Genomic DNA, 16,757 nt, shown 5'->3' on the forward strand with positions numbered 1-16,757 from the left:
CTCCGATTATAGTGTTTGCTTATCAATGCACTACCACTTAAGCCCTCACTCACAAAGTTTTTCTCGTTTCATATCATTAGTGTGATCTTGAACGCTACTCCTTGGTGCTCCACATTGAGTATTTGGCAGGATGGGGTTCTGGCTGCCCCACTAGAAGTACAACTGGCGACCCGCACCTGCTGGTCTCATGGATTAGTTCAACCCATGCCCGCACTTGAGACTTCTGGAATTCTCGCGGTCACCTGTCTACTCTGCATTGGCGTTGACGACTTCCCAAGCGACTGAGGCTGCGACTGCAATCTCGCCGTCGTTTGATGTGACGGCGATCACCTTGTTTTCGTCAGGGATAAATACAACCAGCGCGTACCACATCGTGTTCGAACCGTTGTGCCAGTACACCTTGTGCGGGATCTTCTCTCCTGGTTCTTGCTTCACCCAGCCACAGGCATAATTCTCAAGCTCCGGGGTATGGAGGACTTTGTAAGTTTCGGCGGAGAGCAGTTTGCCCTGGCCAAGCTCACCACGCAGGTGTTCCATCGCGTAAGTACAAAGGTCTCCGAGCGACATATGCACGGTGCCAGCCGGGCCGATGATGGGGGTATTGTCGGCGTCGTCACTCATCGAGATTTTCAAACCAAGCAGCCTCTTGTGACCTCGCGGCTGATCGAGCGTATCGTCTGGGCTCTTCGGCGGGCCGAACCCCACGGTCGTGAGCTTGAACGGCTCAACTACTTCTTGCTTCACGAGATCTTCCCAGTGCTGGCCAGTCACTATCTCAGCCATGGCACCTGCAATTGTGAAACCGACGTTGGAATAGAGAAATTTTTCACCCGGTGTATTTGCTGGTTCTTCAGCAAGAACATCTAGCACCGCTTCTCTGCGCGCCTGCGTGCATTCGGGCCCGAGCGCGGGTTGTTTCAGTGCCACCAGAAAAGAGAAATCCGCTGGGGCTCCCGCCGTGTGTGTGAGCAGTTGTTTGAGCGTGACCGGCTTCCAGTCCGCATGGATTGGCGCGTCAGCAAAACACTCACCAACCGTGTCGGACCAATTCAGCTTCCCCGACTCGACCAAGCGCGCGATCATCGTGGCCGTGATAGATTTAGTGATCGATCCCAGGTGCCAACGGTCGTCGATCGTGAGCGGCACGCCGCTCCCCAGCTTTCGCTCCCCATCGACCGCAGAAGCAACGACTTGCCCATCGACCACAACCATCGCGGCAAGGCCAACGAGATTCTTCTCGTTCCGAAGGTCCGTGATCAATTCAGCAAGTTGAACCTTCGTTTTGTCGTTGCCTTGCGGAACTTGATCGCTGGTCTGGGCGCTTGCCTCGGCAGCTGGAGCAAGATTTGAAAGCTCCTTGGCATTCACATAGCCGAAGCAAGCTGTCCCCACTATTGAGAGTGCGATGACAACAAGCAGGATTCGAGAGCGTTTGTACAAGATGAAGGTTCGCATGGGTCGTGGCTCCGTTGCTCATGCCGGGGCCACCCTCTTGATTCAATTCTTGGCATGTTGCTGGGCAATTTCGTGGACGTGTTCAACGACAAGTGGCTGGATGAGCCATAGCAAAGCCAACGTAATGCCGAAGTCGCCAATCGAGAATTTCGTTTTCTTATTCTGGTCGTCGTTAATGTGCCGGACCCCGTAGTTTGAATAGTTCGGTTGGAAATCTGACGCGAGAGCTGAATTCGGAATGGGCGAGCTGAGTTGCCAGATGATCTCTCGCCAATACCGGGAGCAGACAACCTATCCAAGTCTAAAACGGCGCTCCGAGCATTGCAATCGTCCCGATCAATGCCAATGCGTCGCAAGTGCATCGGATTGAGCGATGACGATTGTACTGAGAGTGCGTCACATTCAGACACCAAACGGCATAAAAAAACGCCGCCTGACAAAGGCGACGTTAAGTGGAGGCGGCGGGAATCGAATGAGAATCCCGACAATCGCAACGGCAATGCTGCAAACGATTTAGGTGATTCACTCACTTCCGTGTCCACATCTGGGCCACGTACTGGCGGCACCAAACGTCATCCGGTGGCGTTAACCGAGTCGGAAGACAGCTCGCCGACACTCGATTATATCGCCGAGCGATGGCCTCTTCTACAGCCGCACATTCGCGAAGCAATCATCACGCTGATTGATTGTGCAAAGGGCTGCTAGTGGGCTCAATCTCTACCTCACCATAAGACCTGAAAGGAAGCATCATGCCAGAACGCATCGACACAGTTATTGCGAGTTTGCAAGACGAAGAAAAAACACTCCTTAGCCGCAAAACAGACCTGGACCAACAGGCCTCTGAACTTGAGGCCGCACTGAAACGGATACGGGGAGCACTCTCGGCCTTGGGAGTCGCTTCAGCCACTAGGACAAAAAGTAAGAAGGGCCCTAGCAAGCCCTCACCAGACAAGCACTTGGTCCGCGATGCGGTCACCGCCTCTCTTCAAGAGCAGGCGCTTCACTTGGAACCACTTCGTGTTGAGGTTGAGCGTCAAGTCGTCGAACGCGGCTACTCCCGAATGGGACTCTCGCTTCGTCTCAAAGAAGTCCTTGGTGAAGACCGCTTCACCAGAGCATCACATGACGACCAGCTAATCATGCTGCAAGACCCAGCTGCTAAGAGCACGACTTCCGAGCTTCAAGAGAACGCTGCCGAATCCAGTTCGTAGCGTAGCCCAGGGTTGTTCCCATTCAGCCTTAAAAAGCTACCAATGATTCGTTCTGCGTTTTCTCAAGCCATTGCCCCTAAGACCTTGTTCACCGGTGCTAGCGGCCGGTCAGGTCGCATGCCAGGAAACCTGTCATTTGACCTGAGTAATACCGGCTACTCGCCATCCCCGATGAACTCAAGAGGAATATCCTCCGCTGAAAGCTTTTGTTGTCCACCAGCATTGGGTGAGTGAACAAACTAAACCTTTCTCAAACGGAGGAAAAACAATGGCAAAGAAAAGCGCACACGAAGTCCGAATTGGTCGTATCAAGGCAGTAATTTGGGAGAACGAAACCTCGGTGGGCATTCGCCACAACGTCCAGATTCAGCGGATCTACCGTCCAGAGGGCTCGGAAGAGTGGCAAACTTCTGACAGCTTTGGTCGCGATGATCTGCTGTTGGTCGCCAAGGTCGCTGACTTGGCTCACACTTGGATCTACGACCAGAAGAAGGCTTCTTAGAAGAAGCGAGAGCCGGGCGGCCTTCGGGCCGCTCGGCAATTTCTTTCTATCGTCTGGGGCCCCTTCGGAGACCCAACCTTTTTGAGGCCTCCAAGAATCAGCTAAACAAAGCACCTGGGATGTTGGGAGTAGGGGACTTGCCAAATGGCTAGCCGGTTAGCAGCGTCTGGTGCTTCTTATCCCTTCCTCACGTATGGCCCATAGCCCTGCGGGCCGCGCGGAGCGACGAGGCCATACGAGATGAAGGGAACGAAGCACAGCACGTAAGGAGTCGGTACCTAAGCGGCTTTTGCAATTACCGAAGAAATTGCTATTTCTAATGGCATGGCTTCCAAGCGAGGTCTGGCCACGTCAGTGGCGTTGGATTTGATTAGACATTTAACCGCATAGCCCTTTTTGGTTTTCTTTCCTCTTGTTGGAAGCTAGAAAAAAGCCCCATTGGTGCGAACCATCCGGGGCTTGTGCTGCTACACGGGCTATGCGGTTAGGGGTTTGTATCTCAGCACATGCCGTTTAGTGAGAGCTTATTCGTAGTCGCTAGAGGTTACGCGAGACAAGGCCAATCAAGCTCCGGCTTTGGCACTACTTGGGTAGCCTAGCACATGCTCGGCATGTCAAACAAATGCCCGATAAGCCTTCTTATCGGGCGTTAATTTTCTCTAGTGTTTTTAGCCATTTATAAGTTTCAGGTCATTCCGTGACCCTTCAGCCGAACCCCGCGACCGGACGACTGTATGATCTCCGAGCTCTCTATCTGATATTTTCAAATGTCCCCGCCTACCCCTTTAAACTTCTCCACAAACGCAGCGACCTTCTGAAACACGCTCTGCTTCTTCGTCAGATACTCCGGATTAAGCGGACTCATTTTGGGAAGAATGGCATTGAGCTCGGTGCCATTCTCGCTAGCAAACTCTCGCCGTAGTGATGTGCTGAGATACCGCTTGGCCGCGTCTATGTTGAGGTTTTCGTCAGCGATCAGCTCTCCAGCTTCTCGCTGTTGCTCGACCCGTGCAAAACCAAAAAAAGCTTCGATCACACCGGATTTGTCTGGGATTTCATCCAGTTTTGCTTGGTTAATAAAGTCAACCACCAAACTTTCCTTGGCGCGATTGCCAACACTGGCACGAATCAGTCGACGCACTTCCTCAACCAAATTCGCTTTATTCTTGGTCTTCTTGTTGTGCTCGAAGATCAGCTCTAGGATGTAATCCAGATTGATCTCTTGCGACTTCAGCAAATCGACCTCGAACACCACCTCTGCCCAATCGACAGTCGATTGCTCATTTTCATTGCTCGTTTTTTCACGCCGTAACCAGTCTCGAATGTCGTTGTACGTCGATCGGTAATCTTGAACCTTGCGATCAGGCGGTACGTCGATGCTCTGCAACGGCTCCAGGTCTTCATCGCTTAGGTAATGCTCTTCCTTGAATGCTTCGACTTGCTCTTGATCATCGATGTCAATGTCTTTCAGGGCTTTCAGGCTTGCAAATTCATCGAAGTTTTGCAGGATATTTTCAACCCGTAAATACTCGCCGAACAGCTTCACGAAGTCTTTCCTGTCTTTCTCCCGAACGATATCGTCCGGATTAGGAAATCGTTCTTCCAACTCTGCTACGACTTCCTTGTAGCCACGCCGGGCTTGGCCGGTGACGACATCAGTGAAGCCTTCCATGTATTCCTTGTAGCTCTTTTCAAGCACCACGTTCTTCGTGTTGCTGTCGCCAAAGAGCGTGATCGCATCGACGGTGGCCTTCTCTAAATCGCGGAAAGTAACAACGTTTCCGAACGTCTTGGTGGCGTCATAAATGCGATTTGTTCGTGAAAACGCTTGAATAAGTCCGTGATAACGGAGGTTCTTGTCTACGAATAGCGTGTTTAGCGTCGGTGCATCGAAACCCGTTAGGAACATCCCCACCACGATCAGCAAATCGATGTCTTGCGACTTCACACGCTTGGCCAAGTCGCGATAGTAATTCTGAAAGCCGTTGCTATCTACGCTGAAGCTCGTTTTGAAGTAGGCGTTGTAGTCGGCAATCGCCGCGTCTAAGAACTCCTTCGCACTGCTGTTCATCGCCGACACGTTGAAGCTCTCGTCCTGAATATCCCCCACAGCATCCTGCTCTTCGTTAGCGGCAAACGAAAAGATGGTGGCGATTTTCAGTGGTCTGTCACTATCAGCTTGAAGTTCGTTCAGCTTTTCGTAAAACAGCTTCGCGGCATCCACGCTGCTAACGGCGAACATCGCGTTGAAGCCGGTCCCGCTCGCCCGCAAGCGATGCGTTTTCTGCCGGTAATGGGTCAGGATGTATTGCGAAATCTCTCGAATGCGATCCGAATGCAATAGAGCCTGACGGTTCTCGGCGGCGGTTAGTTTTTTCTCGTCTTGTTCAGTTTCAATATCCTTAAACTGAGGACGGACGTCGTTGTAATCCACTTTGAACTTGAGCACCTTCTCGTCGCGAATCGCGTCGGTGATCACGTAGGAATGCAATTCGCGGCCAAACACGCTGGCGGTCGTTTCAGCGGAAAGGGCGTTCTGCGGAAAGATCGGGGTGCCAGTAAAGCCGAACTGATAATATCGCTTGAACTTCCTCTTGAGATTCTTTTGTGCTTCACCAAATTGACTGCGATGGCACTCGTCAAAGATAAAGACGACTTGCTTTTCGTAAATCGGCAGGTCGGATTCGCTCTTCATCAAGTTATTGAGCTTCTGAATCGTTGTCACGACGATCTTGTTGTCGTCCTTGCCCAAGTTGCGTTTGAGCCCTGCCGTGCTGTCGGAGCCGTTGACGCTGTCGGGAGAAAAACGCTGATACTCCTTCATCGTCTGGTAGTCCAGGTCTTTCCGGTCCACCACAAAAAACACTTTGTCGACAAAGTCCAGCTCCGTTGCCAATCGGGCCGCTTTGAAGCTTGTCAGCGTTTTGCCTGAACCGGTCGTATGCCAGACATAGCCCCCGCTTTCCGGCTTGCTCCAGCTTTTAGCAGTATACGAACTGTTGGTTTTCCACATGATCCGCTCGGTAGCGGCGATTTGGTAGGGCCGCATCACAAGCAGCGTGTTGCTGACATCAAAGACCGAGTACTTCAGCAGTACCTCTAGCAACGTGTTCTTTTGAAAGAAGGTCGCGGTAAAATCCTTCAAATCCTTAAGCAGGCTATTATCTGCTTTCGCCCAGTTCATGGTGAAGTCAAAACTGTTCTTGTCGCGTTGCGTGGTGTTGGCGAAATAGCGTGTATCGGTGCCGTTGGAAATGACGAACAGCTGAAGAAACTTATACAGAGAATGCTCGCTGTTAAAGCTCTCCTTGCTATAGCGATGCACCTGGTTAAATGCCTCGCGAATCGCCACGCCACGTTTCTTTAGCTCCACCTGCACTAGGGGCAGCCCGTTTACCAGAATCGTGACGTCGTATCGATTGGCATGGCTGCCAGTCTGCTCGATCTGCTGGATCACTTGCAGCTTGTTGCGAGTCCGGTTCTTCTTATCCAGCAAGTAGATGTTTTGGATATGGCCATCGTCGAAGACGAAATCGTGGATATAGTCATCGTGGATTTTGCGAGTCTTGTCGACGATGCTTTCGCTGGGCTTATCCAGATAGGTTTTCACGAACCGCTGCCATTCATCATCGGAGAGCTCCACGCCATTTAGTGCCTGCAGTTGAACTCGCACATTAGCAAGCAACGTCTCTTGAGATTTCAAGTCGGTCCGGAATTCATAGCCCTGGTTCTGTAAATCGACAATAAGCTCTCGTTCCAAGTCCGCTTCGCTTTGGTAGCTTTCGGCTGCCGTCCATTCCCGGGTGTATTTCTCCAGGATGATGAAGCTATTCGATTCGGCGATGGTTTTTGTCTGCTCAGCCATTGGGATGATCTTCCTCCAAAGCCATTCTGTACTTTTCTGGAAATACGTACTGCTTGTTTGCTGCGTCAGTCAGAAGGAATTTCAAGACCCGCTTGTCATCTTGCGATAGCTCGGACAGCTCATATCCCGAATGTTTCGAGTGGCTCGAAATATCGATAATACGTTTCAGATAAGGGTCGCTTGTTCCCTCAGCCGTCCTTGGAAGCAAGTCTGCCCAATCGTCATACCCAAGAAAGGTAGAAGTCTTTTCGAGGATGTTTCTCAAAAAATTGTAGTGGTACTTTTCAAAACCGTTTTGCTCCGAGGCGAGCCTAAGCTTCTCCAGCAAATGTAGATGATAAGAAAATGGGCTGTCAGTTCTCAGAGGTTCAAGAGAAAAAGTACCGTCTTCATTATATGTCAACCGATACTTGAGCCCCTTCTTAATTGCATTGAACAACACGTTAAAGAAAAGTGGATTGTGAGTCGTGATGACAAACTTCGGACCGTCTTGCGGAGACAATTTAATCAGGGCCGCTAATCGTTGCGCCAGCTCAATCAGGTGACTGTCGTCAAGCGAACTTACCGGGTCGTCAATAAATACATATTCCAAATTATCGAATTGATTGGTGCCGCGATCGCCAGCCTCCGGAACGCTTAGCACATCAACCACTTCTTCAAGTATTGTGTAAAAAACGCTCCAGACAAAAACACTCTCTTCGCCTTTGGAAATCTTAATGCTCTCAGTGCCATCTTCATCGCCGGTTTCGATCGAGAAGGTCACATCTCTGATATGGTAAGTACGTCTGCCATCAACGACCCGATAATGTTGGTTGAAAGACGGTGTTAACTGTTTATTAGTCAGGCGTTGAAAGTTTGCGACAACATTTTGGTCTTGTCCCTGTTCTAGTAAAATCCAGTCGGTAAACGTATTCGGCTGGATGCGTAATTTTTTCTCAATATCTTCCTCTAGGTCATTGTCCCAGTGGAACAGATCTTCGGTGAACGCGTTGTAGTAGAGGATCTTATCCCGCGAGAGTCCGGCTTCTTCCTCGTCGGTATCGTTTTTAGGGGCGATCAGGTCCTTAAACTCCCGTGACAAGCGGGTTTTGCCCGTTCCATTGAAGGCGTAGATCAACTGCACCTTTTTATCGGCTTCCTTGAGCTGCTGTGCGATTTCTGTCAGGGTCTTGCTCATTTTACGCTTCCGCCTCTTCGGGCTTAGGGAAGCTCAGCAGCAAATCGCAATAGTACTCGTACTGCTTCTGCCGCAATTCGATTTCGCGAGGTAAACCTTCGGTGATTGAATTGGTAAGGATGTCGAAATCATCAAGGACGGAAACGATACGATCTTGCTCCGGCTTTGGCGGAATTGGCACTAAGAAATCTTCCATCTGCTTCTTCGAAACAGCAGGAATTCCACCTTTTTGTTGACTTCCTATCAGCTTTCGCTCTGATCGTTTCAAGAAATAGTAGACGAAGTTCCAGTTCATGTTCTGGCCATCTTCAACTCCAATTGAGTAGCAGCTGTTCCCGGCCCAATATGGACTTGAGATCCGATTCACAAACCCAGCGTTTGCCCCTCTGGCGCTTACGATGATCTTGTTTCCAGTATTGTTGTAATTCTCGTAGTAACCGGTCGGCGTCCGTCCTCCGTTGTAAACCGGATACTGAGCAGCGGCATCCTGTTTGTCTTTTCGCACAAACTCACCAATCGTGATCGTTGCTAATCTTCCAAGCGGTTTCCGTTCAACTTCGCCATCTGCAAAACTCAACAACTGATCGCGATAATAGTCGTATTGCTTCTTTCGGGCGGTTAGCTCGGCGGTTAGCTCGGCGGTTAGCTCGGCAAAGGTGTCCAAAATACGGACGATTTCGACCTGGATTTCAAGCGAGTTTCTCGGGTTCGATGGGCATGGAATGGGTATCTGGTAGCCCAGAATTGCCGTTTTGTTCCCTCGCGGCATCTTCGCGCCTTTTGCATGCTGCATGCTGTACGAGAAGAATTCGTTTGAAGACAACAGATAGTAGAGAAACTTTGAGTCAACAGTTTGTTTGAATTCATCTTGAATCCGGACAGCAAGGACATCTCCACTGCACCCACCTGAGTTGGTCGCCATCCACACTTTCTTCAGGTACGGACGGATGTTGCCGAGAAGGATGTCTCTTGGCTCATAAGCCGTCAAGCGGTTTGTGTTCGGCAGATAATTTGCGTCAACGCGCCCACCCTTGTCGGCGACGAGATTATCCACTCCCACAAACGAAGTCGCGTCGAGTTCAGCAGCATCTACTCGCGTCTGTGAGTACTCCGCCACCTCCATTAGTGGCTTCCAATCCACATCAGCACCATCCAGCAGCTTGTTTAAAAAGGTCACCTTGCTCACGCCTCGACCTCCTCTCCTTCGATCTCCGTCACAATCGAATCGATTTCCGAACGCAGCTTGTCGATCCTGGCCACGGTCGTTTTCAGCTCGGCGTTAAGTTTGACAATGTCCACCTTCTCGCGGGTATCCTCGGGTTCAACATAACTGCTGACCGACAGGTTGTAATCGTTGTCAGCGATCTTGTCCAAAGCGACAGATTGAGCGAAGTGATCGATGTTCGCCTTGGTGTCGAAGGCCTGCATAATGGCTTCGATATGCTGATCTGTGAGGACATTGGTATTCGTTTCTTTTTTAAAGTAGTCCTCACCGCTGGCGTCAATGAACTGAGTGTTCGTGTCGGTCTTGTGCTTGGACAGGAGCAGAATATTCACTGCGATGGTGGTGCCAAAAAACAGATTCGGGGCCAGTGAGATTACCGTTTCAACAAAATTATTGTCTACCAAATACTTCCGGATTTTCTGCTCGGCGCCACCTCGGTAGAAGATTCCTGGGAAGCAGACGATGGCCGCGCGACCTTTGCTAGACAGATAGCTCAGGGCATGAAGCACGAAGGCAAAATCTGCTTTGGATTTCGGGGCCAGCACTCCCGCCGGAGCGAAACGGTCGTCGTTGATGAGCGTAGGGTCGTCGCTGCCCTTCCATTTCACCGAGTACGGTGGATTGGAGACGATTGCATCGAACGGTGTTTCGTCGCTTAGTGCTGGGTCAATAAGCGTGTTGCCCAGTCGGATATTGAACTTGTCGTAGTTGATGTTGTGCAAGAACATGTTCATCCGAGCCAGGTTGTAGGTCGTGTGGTTTATCTCCTGACCGAAGAAGCCCTCTTCAATGATGTGGGCGTCAAAATGCTTCTTGGATTGCAGCAACAATGAACCAGAACCGCAGGCCGGGTCGTAAATCTTGTTGACTCTGGTCTGTTTGTGCATCGCCAGCATGGCAATCAGCTTGGACACGTGCTGAGGCGTAAAGAACTCGCCCCCCGACTTGCCCGCGTTGGCCGCGTAGTTGGAGATCAGAAACTCGTAGGCATCGCCGAACAAATCGATTTGGTTGCCATTGAAGTCACCCAGGCTGAATTCGCCGAAATTCAAACCTGCGACCCCTTTCAGCACAGCCGCCAAGCGAGTGTTTTTGTCCGTGACTGTATTGCCCAGACGGTTGCTGGTTGTGTCAAAATCGGCGAAGAGTCCCTTGATGTCTGGCTCGGACGGGTATCCACTCGCCGAGGCTTCAATCGCGGTAAAGATGTTCGCCAGATCCGTGTTCAAGCTTTCGTTGGTGTTCGCCTCGTTGGCGATTTTGGAAAACAACTGGCTTGGGTAGATAAAGTAACCCTTAGTTTTGATGGCGTCGTCTTTGATCTCGGACGTGATCACGGAATCCTGGAGCGAGGCATAGTCGATGCTTTGGTCGCCTGCTTCGATGTACTGGGCAAAGTTCTCGCTGATAAAGCGATAGAACAAGGTGCCCAGGACATACTGTTTGAAGTCCCATCCATCCACAGCACCGCGAACGTCATTGGCGATTTGCCAGATTTGGCGTTGCAAGGCTGCTCGTTGTTGGCTTCCATTCATGCAATTGTTTCTCCTTCTCGAATTGTCTTTCCCGTTCTTTGGGAGACAGCCTGCGCTTTGGCGGAAACAGCCGGGATCATTCGCTGCTTAGCCCATTTTCAAAGTTCCAGCGTCCGCTGTTTCCGCAGACTAGCCGTGAATGTGGTGAGCAGCTTTCGTTTCCGTTCGGCCCAGTTTTGGCAAAGTACGCGACCTGCCTAGATGGTCTTGCCAAGACCCACTTCATCGACAAACGATCTAAGCCCTTCGGCTGTGCTCGCCGAGTCAAATCATGCGTGAAGTAGTTTGCGTTATAGGGCGTGGTCATTCTGTCGTCACTTATTGCACTACTTGGCTCGCGTCTTTCGACCTGTTGCTGGGGGATTATCTATTCTTTTCTTTAGCAACGCGACATCTTTTTGCTTAAACAAGCGGTAGTTGTTGATGGGATGTCTGTACTCCGTGAGTTTTCCACTGTCGGCCCATGCGCGAATAGTGTTCGCCGACACGCCTAGTGCCTCTGCCGCTTCTCGAACAAGTAGAAAGTCTTCGCTGGACATTTGTAGCACCTCGTTGCATTGCACACCAAACCTTACCAGGCGTCCCCATTCCCTACAAGAACACCGGTGTGGTTTTGGGCTTTGCCTGCCTGCGGCTTCTTGGATCTTATCACGGCGTAAAGGTCCGTTCGGGCCGCCGCTTCGCTCCTTCCCTCTCTGCTGCTTTCCCTACGGGAAAGACTCCACCTTGACTTGCCGTGCCGTGGTCTTTCTGGCCGCCGGCAAGGCCGCTTAATTCAGCACGTCGCTGCTGTGCCGGGAGCAGTGCGAACGTAAGGAGTTAGAGCGATGAAGAAAGACGAAATAAAGAAGCTAATCGAGCAAGGCGTACGTGAGCTAAACGAGGCGCTGGCAATGGGAGACAGCGAACAGCTGAAGCAGTTCATGGCGGTAATGGCGAGGTTCCCCCGCTACAGCTTTAATAACTGCCTACTCATTGCGATGCAGAAACCGGACGCGCAGATGGTGCAAGGCTTTCATGCCTGGAAGAAGATCGGACGCTGGGTAACAAAAGGCGAAAAAGGCATCGGCATCGTTGCACCAATGGTCTATCGCAACAAGGAGGAAGAATCTTCAGAAGACGGCGAAGAGCGGGCCCTGCGAGGGTTCAAGGTCGTGCACGTCTATGATGTAAGCCAGACTGAGGGCAAGGAGATGCCTGAGTTTGCCAGCGTCACCGGAGATGCTGGGCACTACATCGAAGCCGTAGAGCGAGTGATTCAAGCGAAAGGAATCGAGCTTGTTTACGAAGAGCTTGACTCCGGTGCTGATGGAGTATCTTGCAAGGGGAAGATCATCATCGACCCCAAGGTGGAAGGTGCCGAGCGATTCGCGGTGCTCACGCACGAGCTTGCACACGAGTTGCTGCATACGGACAAGTCGAAGCGATTGCAAACGACGAAGACTATCCGTGAAACGGAAGCAGAAGCAGTTGCTCACGTCGTCTGCCGAGCCGTGGGTTTAGACTCCACCACGCACAGTGCGGACTACATCCGGCTCTATAGCGGTGACATGGACGTGCTGGCTGGATCGCTTGACGGAATCCAGAAGGCTGCTGCACAGATACTTGAGGCGTTGGAATCAGCTCAAGTAGCTGACGCAGAGGCTGCTGCGTGAGGCGTCTAAAGGCACTCACAGTGCGTTTGGTCACTGCAATGCTGTTTTCCGGCTTCATGCGGTGATCGACGCACTTTTTTTTGCTGGAATTGATACGCGTTGAAAGTACGCAGATAATGCTCGATACTCATTGGCATCGTCCCGCACCATGCACTGATGGATGAAACCATGAGGTGCTATTGCAGAAACCTAGAAATAACAAGAAGCAACCCATATGAGCCACTCTTCTCAGAACATATCTTCCGGCTGGCATGATCTATTACTCTCCTACAATCGCCAGCACATGCCAGATGTTAGACTGCAATCACGCCTGCAAGGTGAAGGCGAAGCTCGAAAGCTGCTTGAAGAAAAGCTTGGCTCATTCGACGAAGAGGACATTAGGGCTCTTCTCGCGGCCCTAAATGCCGACTACGGTGCGGACAAGAAACGCGCCGACCGCTTCATGCCCGCGTTCTATGGACATCTTGCTAACCAGATTGCCCAGGTGCCCGATGCCTTTAATCAATGGATATCGAAGCTCTGGAATGCGACCGATGAGAACCGCGATGAGATTCTCAATGAACTATGGAAGCAAGATGAGATATCTGGAGCAGGCACTTCCCTTCCCTCAGCCATTCTCTATTTGCGCGACCCGGAGCGATTCGCCGTTTGGATTCCCGCTATGGAGCACGGGCTGAAGATCGTGCAACCACAGATTAAATTCAAGAAGCGACGAACAGCCGAAGGTTACCTAACATATAACGAAGGTGTTCAGGGCGTCAGAGAGCAGCTTGGCCTTACTCCGCAGAGTATGGACGTCGTGCTTTCGTTAGCCGCAAAAGAAGCCGATGTTGTGGCAGCCGATGATTTCCAGTCTCTGTTTAAAGATTTCGTCGCGTCGTTTGTTGACTCTAAAGAGGGGCAGTCGCATCTCCGACGATACCCATCTCAGCGAAAAGAAGCTGAACAGAGTTACAAGAAAATCTGCGAGGCCCACAGTCGCGGTGAAGATGTCACCGATGCAGTACTCTGCGAACTGCTTCCATATGCCGATACGAAGGGCAATCGCGAGCGAGGAGTCTGGATACACATCGCTCCTTCGATCACGAAAGACATTAGACAGTGGTTTGAAGGGGCCAAATGGACAGATCCTAAAGACTGGCCAGAGGTCGCAACGACCATCCTTGAGTTTGTTCGCCGGTCAATTGAGTCACCAATGAAGCTAGCAGAGAACTGCGAGTGGTTTGCAGAAAACGTCCCTTCTAAAGGGTTCCAAATGGGCATGCTCACGCCCATCTTGAATGCGCTCGATTCAGCCCACTTCAATATCATCAACAACAAGCCTCGCCAGACGCTCAATCACATTACAGGCTCCGATTACTCAAACAGCCTGCAAGATTACCCAAAGCTAAATGCCGTGCATTTCGCACTCCAAGAGAAGCATAAGGCGCTATTCGACGAAGTCGGTCAAAATGACGCACTTGCAGGCGATGTGCTCGATATGTTCAGCCACTGGCTGGTAGCCGTTCGCAAGTTCGACTTCAAGAAGTCGACCGTCTACAAGATCTCCCCAGGAGCTGAGGCCTGGAACTGGGTGAATTGTCGCGACGAAGGCTACATCACAATCGGTTGGGACGAATTGGGAGATCTGACTGGCATACCCAGAGAAGAATTCAATAATCGCCGGGCGGCTTTACTAACTGAACACGAGGACTGGACGAAGCGGGGGCTCAGCCAAGTCTGGACATTCTCGCGCATTCGAGAAGGTGACCGGATTATTGCAAACAAGGGAAAGTCAGAGATTCTCGGCTATGGCACCGTTATTGGCCCCTACTACTACCTGCCCAACACGAAGCATGGCCATCGTCTTCCTGTCATGTGGGACGATGTAACGGCACGCAAAGTCAATGAACCTAGCTGGTCAGGCACCGTCCAGAAAGTAAGTGCCGAACGATTCGAGCAATTGAGAGACGCCGAACCTCTTGGCGATCCCTCAGATCCCCCCGCACCGGCAGACCCTAAGCCTTCGCCGCTCAATCCGGATTACTCGATTGACCAGTGCTCGGCTGACACGAGTTTCACTGTAGCGCAGTTAGAACGTTGGCTGAGTGCCCTTGATCGTAAAAAGCAGGCCGTGTTCTACGGTCCTCCGGGAACCGGAAAGACTTATCTCGCAGATAAGTTAGCTCGACACCTGATTGGCGGTACGGATGGTTTTTTCAAGATTGTCCAGTTCCACCCCGAATACGCCTACCAAGATTTCATGCAAGGAATTCGGCCTCAATTGACTGATGGTGCTCAACTTTCCTACGCAAACGTAGCGGGACTATTCAAAGACTTCTGCTCTGAAGCCGCACAGCGAAAAGGTCGATGTGTTTTGATCATTGACGAAATCAACCGCGCCAATCTCTCTCGCGTGTTCGGTGAGCTGATGTACTTGCTGGAATACCGTGACCAAGAGATTGATCTTGCAGGCGGTGGGGTGTTTCGTATTCCCAGAAATGTTCGCATCATCGGCACGATGAATACGGCAGACCGTTCAATTGCGCTGGTAGACTACGCTCTAAGACGTCGATTCGCATTTATTCGCATGTCACCAGACTATGACGTGCTGGCCCGCGCGCACACCGATTCTGGTTTCGATGTTGCCGGGCTCGTGGCAGTGCTCAAAGAGCTTAACCAGGAGATCGGCGATCCGCACTACGAGATCGGCATCTCTTTCTTTTTAGTCGATAACCTTGAGGAGCAGCTCGAAGATATTTGGGTCATGGAGATCGTACCCTACTTGGAGGAGTACTTTTTTGACAATCTACCCAAGGCAGACCAGTTCCGCTGGGAAAAGGTAGGGGATCGTATCTGCGAATGACCCTATCAGTTCTCCATCTCACGGAACATAAGACGACTCGCTTCGCGCCAGATGAGCTTCCGGCTTCATTGGGAGAGCAGCTATGGACTCAGTATAGCGATAGGATTCTCGTCGAGCCCCCCTCTTTCAAGACGGGCAACCATTGGTTGTTGACACCCCAAGGTTGGGCTGGCCACATTCCAATCGATCATGACCACCGCGTGTTCATCGAGCCAAAAGTTGAGATCAGTAGTCTCTTCCAAATGCTGGAGTATGCCTACAGACTTACTTTTCTTGCACCTGGCGAAATGGTTGGTGCCAGCAGCATGCTTGAATTCTATGAGCGTTTAGCAAAGGTACTTGCACTTAGAATACTTGATCGAAGCCGAAAAGGATTTCACCGCGAGTATGTCGCTCGTTCCAACAAGCTTCCTTATCTGCGCGGCAAGCTAAACTTGGATTCAATGCTTAGGACTCCAACAGAAGTCTCGCTAGACTGTAGCTATCACGAGAACACGGCGGATATCGAAGACAATCAGATCCTGGCCTGGACTCTCTACTGCATCGCGAGACACGGCTTTGGCAGGTCTGAAGTAGCCCAACTCGTCAGGCGAGCTTTTCGCGCGGTGCACAGTGCAGCGAGCTTGAATCCCTGTTCACCTTCGGTCTGCACGAACAGGGCATATACGAGATTAAACAATGATTACTCGCCCATGCACGCTCTCTGCCGATTTTTTCTTGAACATGGCGGCCCTGGCCATCAGCAGGGCAGTCGAAGCATGCTGCCCTTTCTTGTGAACATGCCCCGACTCTATGAGCTGTTCGTCGCTGAATGGCTCCGCATGCACCTTCCGGACAACTTGACGATTTCTGAGCAGTACGGAGTTCCTCTCGGGCATCAGAACGCAGTCCGTTTCGAGATCGATCTACTAATCTGCGACCGCCACACAGGGCAACCGCTTGTGTTACTCGATACGAAGTACAAGACCCCGAACTCACCGAGCGCAAGCGATTTGGAGCAAGTGATTGCCTACGCCAAAGCGATCAGTTGTGAACGAGCGATGCTCGTATATCCTCAAGAGCTGCCCACTCCCTTTGACCATACCGTGGGAGGCGACATCCACGTCTGGACAGCAGCTTTTGCACTCACAGGAGATATCGACGAAAATGGCCGCAAGTTTTTGGTCTCGCTACTAGCCCAACTTGAGCGATCAACGCCTACCTAAGCAGGTAATGAGTTAGCTAGCCGATTCCAAAGCCCCATCAATACCACTTTGCGGGTGACTCTTGGCAACATGGCCCACGTGC

At 51.3% G+C, this 16,757-nt stretch carries 12 protein-coding genes; 6 read left to right on the forward strand and 6 right to left on the reverse strand.

The window, feature by feature from the left end:
• Positions 1-246: 246 nt before the first annotated feature.
• Positions 247-1,455 (reverse strand): serine hydrolase domain-containing protein, encoded by a 1,209-nt coding sequence (locus tag Pr1d_RS23935; protein WP_148075886.1) that lies wholly within the window; start codon positions 1,453-1,455, stop codon positions 247-249.
• A 339-nt stretch (positions 1,456-1,794) separates the two neighbouring features.
• Between Pr1d_RS23935 and Pr1d_RS23940 the strand changes: the two genes are divergently transcribed.
• The 3 genes from Pr1d_RS23940 (at position 1,795) to Pr1d_RS23950 (ending at position 3,168) form a co-directional block, all read left to right on the forward strand.
• Positions 1,795-2,160, forward strand: a complete 366-nt coding sequence (locus Pr1d_RS23940; RefSeq protein WP_168205458.1) for a hypothetical protein — start codon at positions 1,795-1,797, stop codon at positions 2,158-2,160.
• 44 nt (positions 2,161-2,204) lie between these two features.
• Positions 2,205-2,666 carry a hypothetical protein gene (locus Pr1d_RS23945; protein WP_148075888.1) on the forward strand — a complete coding sequence of 154 codons (462 nt, stop codon included), beginning with the start codon at positions 2,205-2,207 and terminating at the stop codon, positions 2,664-2,666.
• Between the two features lie 268 nt (positions 2,667-2,934).
• Positions 2,935-3,168: a hypothetical protein gene (locus tag Pr1d_RS23950; protein WP_148075889.1), complete on the forward strand. Its 234-nt coding sequence runs from the start codon at positions 2,935-2,937 to the stop codon at positions 3,166-3,168.
• A 763-nt stretch (positions 3,169-3,931) separates the two neighbouring features.
• On the opposite strand, the gene Pr1d_RS23955 is transcribed toward Pr1d_RS23950, so the two are convergent.
• The 5 genes from Pr1d_RS23955 to Pr1d_RS23975 form a co-directional block, all read right to left on the reverse strand.
• Positions 3,932-7,033, reverse strand: a complete 3,102-nt coding sequence (locus tag Pr1d_RS23955) for a type I restriction endonuclease subunit R (protein WP_148075890.1) — start codon at positions 7,031-7,033, stop codon at positions 3,932-3,934.
• Positions 7,026-8,210, reverse strand: a complete 1,185-nt coding sequence (locus Pr1d_RS23960) for an ATP-binding protein (protein WP_148075891.1) — start codon at positions 8,208-8,210, stop codon at positions 7,026-7,028. The genes Pr1d_RS23955 and Pr1d_RS23960 overlap by 8 nt, the downstream gene beginning before the upstream one ends.
• Position 8,211: 1 nt before the next feature.
• Complete coding sequence (locus tag Pr1d_RS23965) at positions 8,212-9,396, reverse strand: restriction endonuclease subunit S (protein ID WP_148075892.1); 1,185 nt, start codon at positions 9,394-9,396, stop codon at positions 8,212-8,214.
• A complete protein-coding gene (locus Pr1d_RS23970; protein WP_148075893.1) occupies positions 9,393-10,970 on the reverse strand; it encodes a type I restriction-modification system subunit M in 1,578 nt (525 codons plus the stop codon). The genes Pr1d_RS23965 and Pr1d_RS23970 overlap by 4 nt, the downstream gene beginning before the upstream one ends.
• Positions 10,971-11,296: 326 nt before the next feature.
• On the reverse strand, positions 11,297-11,509 hold the full coding sequence (locus Pr1d_RS23975; protein ID WP_148075894.1) for a helix-turn-helix domain-containing protein: 213 nt from the start codon (positions 11,507-11,509) through the stop codon (positions 11,297-11,299).
• Between the two features lie 288 nt (positions 11,510-11,797).
• On the opposite strand from Pr1d_RS23975, the gene Pr1d_RS23980 reads away from it, so the two are divergent.
• The 3 genes from Pr1d_RS23980 to Pr1d_RS23990 all read left to right on the forward strand — a co-directional run bounded on the left by Pr1d_RS23980 (position 11,798) and on the right by Pr1d_RS23990 (position 16,675).
• The gene (locus Pr1d_RS23980) at positions 11,798-12,625 is read left to right on the forward strand and encodes an ArdC family protein (RefSeq protein WP_148075895.1); all 828 of its coding nucleotides are present in this window, start codon (positions 11,798-11,800) and stop codon (positions 12,623-12,625) included.
• Positions 12,626-12,839: 214 nt separating this feature from the next.
• Positions 12,840-15,470: an McrB family protein gene (locus Pr1d_RS26165; protein WP_210417822.1), complete on the forward strand. Its 2,631-nt coding sequence runs from the start codon at positions 12,840-12,842 to the stop codon at positions 15,468-15,470.
• Complete coding sequence (locus tag Pr1d_RS23990) at positions 15,467-16,675, forward strand: McrC family protein (RefSeq protein ID WP_148075896.1); 1,209 nt, start codon at positions 15,467-15,469, stop codon at positions 16,673-16,675. The genes Pr1d_RS26165 and Pr1d_RS23990 overlap by 4 nt, the downstream gene beginning before the upstream one ends.
• Positions 16,676-16,757: the final 82 nt, after the last annotated feature.

The organism is Bythopirellula goksoeyrii (genome assembly GCF_008065115.1).
In the GTDB taxonomy this organism is placed as follows: Bacteria; Planctomycetota; Planctomycetia; order Pirellulales; family Lacipirellulaceae; genus Bythopirellula; species Bythopirellula goksoeyrii.

Excerpts from the sequence above, each read along its gene's own strand:
- Pr1d_RS23940 (WP_168205458.1), top strand. The coding sequence starts at position 1,795 with ATGCCAATGCGTCGCAAGTGCATCGGATTGAGCGATGACGATTGTACT.
- Pr1d_RS23950 (WP_148075889.1), top strand. The coding sequence starts at position 2,935 with ATGGCAAAGAAAAGCGCACACGAAGTCCGAATTGGTCGTATCAAGGCA.
- Pr1d_RS23935 (WP_148075886.1), bottom strand. The coding sequence starts at position 1,455 with ATGCGAACCTTCATCTTGTACAAACGCTCTCGAATCCTGCTTGTTGTC.
- Pr1d_RS23955 (WP_148075890.1), bottom strand. The coding sequence starts at position 7,033 with ATGGCTGAGCAGACAAAAACCATCGCCGAATCGAATAGCTTCATCATC.
- Pr1d_RS23975 (WP_148075894.1), bottom strand. The coding sequence starts at position 11,509 with ATGTCCAGCGAAGACTTTCTACTTGTTCGAGAAGCGGCAGAGGCACTA.
- Pr1d_RS26165 (WP_210417822.1), top strand. The coding sequence starts at position 12,840 with ATGAGCCACTCTTCTCAGAACATATCTTCCGGCTGGCATGATCTATTA.
- Pr1d_RS23980 (WP_148075895.1), top strand. The coding sequence starts at position 11,798 with ATGAAGAAAGACGAAATAAAGAAGCTAATCGAGCAAGGCGTACGTGAG.
- Pr1d_RS23945 (WP_148075888.1), top strand. The coding sequence starts at position 2,205 with ATGCCAGAACGCATCGACACAGTTATTGCGAGTTTGCAAGACGAAGAA.
- Pr1d_RS23990 (WP_148075896.1), top strand. The coding sequence starts at position 15,467 with ATGACCCTATCAGTTCTCCATCTCACGGAACATAAGACGACTCGCTTC.
- Pr1d_RS23960 (WP_148075891.1), bottom strand. The coding sequence starts at position 8,210 with ATGAGCAAGACCCTGACAGAAATCGCACAGCAGCTCAAGGAAGCCGAT.
- Pr1d_RS23970 (WP_148075893.1), bottom strand. The coding sequence starts at position 10,970 with ATGAATGGAAGCCAACAACGAGCAGCCTTGCAACGCCAAATCTGGCAA.